At 47.6% G+C, this 1015-nt stretch carries 1 protein-coding gene; it reads left to right on the plus strand.

What is annotated here, in order from left to right; all coding sequences use genetic code 11:
• Positions 1–140: 140 nt before the first annotated feature.
• Positions 141–1015, plus strand: an 875-nt coding sequence (locus BT147_RS14935) for an alpha-helical endospore appendage domain-containing protein (RefSeq protein WP_177239875.1), incomplete at its 3' end; no start/stop codon positions are given.

Genomic DNA, 1015 nt, shown 5'->3' on the forward strand with positions numbered 1-1015 from the left:
CTCGATCAATAATGAGGGATTCCTACCCTTCAAAAAACAATCCCCTTTCAGAGACTTCTCTCTCAAAGGGGGATTTAAGAAAACATTTGGATACATTCATTTAGTACAGATAGTAGGAATCATTTAGAAGGAGGTATAACATGTCTCAAGCGAATATCCCTAATATTTCACCTACTATTTCCATTACGAGAAACGATGCAGTGAATCTGCTACTTTCATCGATTGCCCTAGAAGAGCTAGGCTTAAGTCATATTATTAATGCTGAGGGAGAAAAACTCCAATACGTTCTCGGAACGCTCCCCGGAGTCTCTACCACCTTCCAACCCACCCTTAGCGATCTACTTCTCATTAATAGCAGCGTTCGCGATACGATTAATGTAATCGGGAAAAAAGAATGGACCTTAAACGAGAAGCTAATCAATGTATTAGGAACAGATGTTACGAGAGGACCAACAGGACCTGAAGGACCTTCAGGGAGTCCTGGGCCAGTAGGACCATCGGGACCTCAGGGGCCGGATGGAACGACAGGAGCTATTGGACCTCAGGGAGAAACAGGACCTCAAGGACTAACGGGACCTCAAGGGTCTTTTGCTACCGGTGATTTCTTATTTTTAGTTCAAGGAAACTCAGGCGCGGACGGAAATGTTCCAGTCGGCTCGGCAGATATAATCAACTTTTTATCCAATACGCTAGAAATTACCGTAACACCTGGTTCTGCCAATGTAAGGATGGAAGTTCCTACAGGTGAAAACGGACCCACAGGTACACAAGGACCTATTGGACCTATCGGACCTCAAGGCGATACTGGACCTCAAGGGAGTACTGGACCTCAAGGATTAACAGGGCCTCAAGGCGAAATAGGGCCTCAAGGGGTCACAGGGCCTCAAGGGGTCACAGGACCTCAAGGGAGTACTGGACCTCAAGGCGAAATAGGACCCCAAGGAGTCACGGGACTTCAAGGACCGACAGGACCTCAAGGACTGACGGGACCTCAAGGCGATACAGGGCCTCAAGG

This window comes from Thermoactinomyces sp. DSM 45891 (genome assembly GCF_900119485.1).
Taxonomy (GTDB): Bacteria; Bacillota; Bacilli; order Thermoactinomycetales; family Thermoactinomycetaceae; genus Baia.